This is a genomic window from Rathayibacter tanaceti, assembly GCF_001634385.1.
Taxonomy (GTDB): Bacteria; Actinomycetota; Actinomycetes; order Actinomycetales; family Microbacteriaceae; genus Rathayibacter; species Rathayibacter tanaceti.
In genome coordinates this window covers 1-4,378 of record NZ_LIIN01000170.1, presented here as the reverse complement: position 1 = coordinate 4,378, position 4,378 = coordinate 1, and the positions used below count along the sequence as shown (strand labels likewise).

Below are 4,378 nucleotides of genomic sequence, written 5' to 3'. Positions count from 1 at the left end.
CGCACGTGATCGTCACTCCCGAGGGCGTGGTCACGCCGGTCGGTCCTGAGCAGCGGATCGAGGCCGGCGTCGCCTCCGTCGCGCGCGCCGCCGTGGTCGGAGCCGGTCCCCGCGGAGTCTCGCAGCTGGTCGCCGTGGTCGAGCTGCGCTCGGGCGTGCGCCGGGTGGCTCTGGCCGGGCCGCAGCTCGCCGAGGAGGTGCGGGCCGCCGTCGCGCCTCCGTCGCCGCTGTGCTGATCGTGCCGACGCTGCCGACCGACATCCGGCACAACTCCAAGATCGACCGGGCCGCGCTCTCGCGCTGGGCCGAGGGTGTGCTCGCCGGCGGCGCATGGTGGCGCCGTGAAGGTCCTGGTCACCGGGGCGAGCGGGCTGCTCGGCGGGGCCGTCGCGGCCGGACTGGTCGCGCAGGGTCACGAGGTCCGCACCTTCCAGCGCCGTCCGTCCGGGGTGGCCGGCGTCGAGGAGGCGCGCGGCTCGCTGACGACCCGCGCGCGGTGGAGGAGGCGGTCGCCGACTCCGCGGCGGTCGTGCATCTCGCCGCGAAGGTCTCACTCGCGGGCGATCCGGGCGACTTCGACCGGGTCAACGTCGACGGCACGCGCCGGCTCCTCGCTGCCGCCTCCCGCGCCGGCGTGCGCCGCTTCGTGCAGATCTCGTCCCCCTCGGTCGCGCACGCCGGGTCGTCGATCATGGGCGACGACGCCGAGCCCGCCGACCCCGTCCGCGCCCGCGGCGACTACGCGCGCACCAAGGCGCGGGCCGAACTGCTGGCCCTCGCGGCCGACGCGCCGGGGTTCGCTGTCGTCGCGGTCAGGCCGCACCTCGTCTGGGGCCCGGGAGACACGCAGCTCGTCGCGCGGATCGTCGAGCGAGCCCGTGCCGGGCGGCTCCCGCTGCTCGGGCACGGGCAGGCTCTGATCGACTCCACCTACATCGACAACGCCGCCTCGGCGATCGTCGCGGCTCTCGGGCGGGCGGAGGCGGTGCATGGCCGCTCCTACGTCGTCACCAACGGCGAGCCGCGTCCCGTCGCCGAGCTGCTCGCCGGCATCTGCCGCGCCTCGGGAGTCGAGCCGCCGCGCTGGTCGGTGCCCGCCTCCGTCGCCCGAGCCGCCGGCTCGCTGGTCGAGCGGGTCTGGGCCGTGCGGCCGGGGGCCGATGAGCCTCCGATGACGCGTTTCCTCGCCGAGCAGCTCTCGACCGCGCACTGGTTCGATCAGCGCCGCACCCGCGCCGAGCTGCACTGGGCACCGGGCGTGACGCTCGATGAGGGGCTGCGCCGGCTCGCCGCCGCCGACTGAGGGGGCGCCGCCTTGCGGCGCCGATGGCCGGGGCGTCCCCGGTCGAATGCGCACCGTGTCGCGGGCTGGCCCACACGTCTCCGGAGACGACGGGACGGACGGGCTCCCCGGTGGAGCCCGTCCGTCCCCGCGCGTCGCGGGCGGGTGCTAGTCGGCGAGGATGAGGTACAGCGCGCGCCGCGTCTCGTCGAGCTTCGCGGAGGCGGCCGCACGCTGCGCATCCGTCGCCCCGCGGAACTGCTGCACGACTCCCATCAGCGTGCCGACGTTCTCGACGAACGCGCGGTCGGCGTCGCTGGCGCCAGGAGTCGCCTCCCACGCTGCGGTCAGCTCGTCGGAGTGCTCGCGCACGTACGTGCCGCCCTCGTCGGTGAGCTGGTACTCGGTGCCGCGGCCCTCGCCGACGGCCGTGATGAGGCCCTCGTCGACGAGCTGCTGGAGGGTGGGGTAGACGGAGCCGGGGCTGGGGCGCCACGACCCGTTCGTCTTCTCGGCGATGGCCTTGATCAGGCCGTAGCCGTTGGAGGAGGTCTCGGCGAGGAGCGAGAGGAGCGCCGCGCGGACATCGCCGCGTCGTGCGCGTCCGCCGCCGCGGCCGAAGGGGCCGCCGAAGCCGGGGCCGAAGCCGGGCCCGAAGCCGGGCCCGAAGCCGAAGCCGGGACCGAACCCGCGGCCGTGGCCGCCGGGTCCGCGTCGCTGGCCGTGGCCGGGGTGCTCGTGCCGGGAGGTGTGCGCGCCGTCGCAGGAGTCGCGGCGGTCGTCGGAGAAAAAGGTCTTGGGGTTCATGGGGTGCTGCTCTCTGTCGGTCGGGGTGTTCGTGGAGGTGTCGTCGAGGATCCCTTCGATCGGATCCGGTCGCCGGCCGCGAGCCAGTGCTGACGACCTGTCGGCGATGTATTAACGATATATCGGCGACTGTCGCGTGTCAAGGGTCGTCGCTGCTCGATACCCTGGGAGCCTCCCCCGCGAAAGGTCCCGCATGTCGCTGTCCGACTCCGAGCTCCAGGCCGTGCTCGACTCGACCCTGCTCACCGGTGCGGTCCTCACCGACCGCGCGAGCAACCTCGGCAACCTGCGCCGCCTGGCCGCCCGCGAGCCCGCGCACCTCTACGGGGTGGACGTGGCCGAGCACTGGACGCTCGAGAGCCTGCTCGCCCTGATGGGGGAGCGCGTCGGGATCAGCACCGACGCCTCGTTCGAGAGCGGCCAGGACCGCATCGACGCGCGCCTGACCGTCGAGCGGCTCGCCCGCTACCGCGATCGCCTCGCCTCAGCCGTGCATGACGGTGCGCTCCTGCTGTTCGCGACCGCCCACCCCGCGACCCTGATGGACGTCTACCGCCGATTCGCCGCGGCGGCGACGGAGGCGGGGGCCCGCGTGCTCGACCTCAACGCGCTCCCGTTCGCCTCGCCCGACGGCATCCGCGTGCCGCTCGCCGACGAGCATCAGGCCCTGTGGTCCACCGGAGGCGTGGCCTGCGTCTACCGCGGCGGGAGCCTCCTGCACACCCACTCGTCCGAGCCGATGGAGGCGCTTCTCGACGGGCTCGACGAGCTCGGCGTCCGCCCCGACCTCGTGATCGCCGACCACGGCTGGGCGGGAGCGGCCGGCCGTCGCGGCCTCCCGGTCCTCGCGATCGCCGACTGCAACGATCCGGCCGTCTTCGTCGCAGAATCGCAGGGCTCGATCGAGGTCGTCGTCCCGATCGACGACGGCCTCGCCGTGCACCTGTACGAGCCGGTGATCGACTACGTTCTGAGCCCGCTGTCCGCCGCCTCGGAGCCCACCCGCACCTCCGGCTCGTAGAATCGCTCTCGGCTCGTCGGGATCCTCGGGATCCGACGAGCCGACCGCGTTCCCGCGTTCCCGCGAGCCCGAGTCGCCGACTCGCCACCACTGCAGACGGAGCATCCGTGACCCAGCCCCACGACGGCCTCCTCCCGCGCTTCGCGGTCGGCGTTGACATCGGCGGAACCTCGATCAAGGCCTCGCTCGTCGACGTCACGACCGGTGAGCGCGCCGCCCGCCGTTTCGCGGTCGCGAACCCGCTCGGCAAGGAGCCCGAGGACTTCGCCGCCGCGATCGCGGGCATCGTCCGCGACGTCTCGCCGATCGCCGGCACCCCGGTCGGCGTCGGCTTCCCGGGGATCGTCCGCGGAGGCGTCGTGCGCCAGACCACGCACGTGTCGCCGCGCTGGGTCGGCCTCGACGCCCAGGCGCTGCTCTCGGACGCGACCGGCGTCGACGTCGTGGTCGTCAACGACGCCGACGCGGCCGGGGTCGCCGAGCGAGAGTTCGGCGCGATGCGCGAGCGCGAGGGCCTGCTCCTGCTGACCACCCTGGGCACCGGCATCGGGACGGCGCTCGTGCACGAGGCGTCGTCATCCCCAATTCCGAGCTGGGCCACGTCCACATCGACGGGCCCGACTTCGAGCCGCGCGTCGGCTTCTCCGCGGTGCGCCGCGAGGGTATCTCTCTCGAGGAGTGGGCGGGGCGGTTGAGCGTCTATTACCGGCACCTCGAGATGCTGCTGTCCCCGCAGCTCTTCGTGATCGGAGGCGCGGCCGCGCACGTGTTCGACGAGTTCGCCGGCTTCCTCGACATCGGCACCGAGATCGTCCCCGCCCGCTTCGGCAACGACGCCGGATTCACGGGAGCCGCCATGGTCGCCGTCTCGCCCGACAGCCTCGCCCCCTGGTACCGCTCCACTCGCGGCGCCCGCCTCGACCCCGGCACCCCGGCCATCGCGGACTGACGCACCCCATCCCTTCCCGCCGGGGCTCCCTCAGCGCGCCAGCAGCCGCCGGTAGAGGCCGTCGAGGAGGGCGGCGGCGGCGGGCCAGGAGTGGGACGCCGCCCACTCCACGCCGCCGCGGCCGAGCCGGGCCAGCTCCCCGGGTGCCCCCAGCAGACCGAGCATCGCGTCGGCCCACGCCACCGGCGAGTCGGAGTCGATCAGCATCCCGCTCATGCCGTCGCGCACCGCGTCTCTCAGCCCGGTCGTCCGCCGCGCGAGCACGGGCGTGCCACTGGCCGCGGCCTCCAGCGCGATCAGCCCGAACGTCTCGGCGGCC

General features: G+C 74.3%; 6 protein-coding genes and 1 pseudogene. 5 read left to right on the top strand and 2 right to left on the bottom strand.

What is annotated here, in order from left to right:
* Together ACH61_RS17560 and ACH61_RS14110 are read left to right on the top strand one after the other, a co-directional pair.
* A partial coding sequence (locus ACH61_RS17560) for a hypothetical protein (RefSeq protein ID WP_161489674.1) occupies positions 1–236 on the top strand: 236 nt, incomplete at its 5' end.
* A gap of 105 nt (positions 237–341) precedes the next feature.
* Positions 342–1,303: pseudogene (locus ACH61_RS14110) on the top strand (NAD-dependent epimerase/dehydratase family protein).
* 147 nt (positions 1,304–1,450) lie between these two features.
* Here ACH61_RS14110 and ACH61_RS14105 read toward each other — a convergent pair.
* Complete coding sequence (locus ACH61_RS14105; RefSeq protein WP_068213221.1) at positions 1,451–2,089, bottom strand: PadR family transcriptional regulator; 639 nt, start codon at positions 2,087–2,089, stop codon at positions 1,451–1,453.
* Positions 2,090–2,282: 193 nt separating this feature from the next.
* Between ACH61_RS14105 and ACH61_RS14100 the strand changes: the two genes are divergently transcribed.
* The 3 genes from ACH61_RS14100 (at position 2,283) to ACH61_RS18585 (ending at position 4,059) form a co-directional block, all read left to right on the top strand.
* Positions 2,283–3,110: a phosphatase gene (locus ACH61_RS14100; RefSeq protein WP_068213217.1), complete on the top strand. Its 828-nt coding sequence runs from the start codon at positions 2,283–2,285 to the stop codon at positions 3,108–3,110.
* Positions 3,111–3,217: 107 nt separating this feature from the next.
* Positions 3,218–3,805: an ROK family protein gene (locus tag ACH61_RS14095; protein WP_068213215.1), complete on the top strand. Its 588-nt coding sequence runs from the start codon at positions 3,218–3,220 to the stop codon at positions 3,803–3,805.
* Positions 3,802–4,059 (top strand): hypothetical protein, encoded by a 258-nt coding sequence (locus tag ACH61_RS18585; RefSeq protein WP_068213211.1) that lies wholly within the window; start codon positions 3,802–3,804, stop codon positions 4,057–4,059. Before ACH61_RS14095 ends, ACH61_RS18585 begins: the two co-directional genes overlap by 4 nt.
* Before the next feature lie 30 nt (positions 4,060–4,089).
* Here the strand turns inward: ACH61_RS18585 and ACH61_RS14085 are convergent.
* A partial coding sequence (locus ACH61_RS14085; RefSeq protein ID WP_153038901.1) for a glycosyltransferase occupies positions 4,090–4,378 on the bottom strand: 289 nt, incomplete at its 5' end.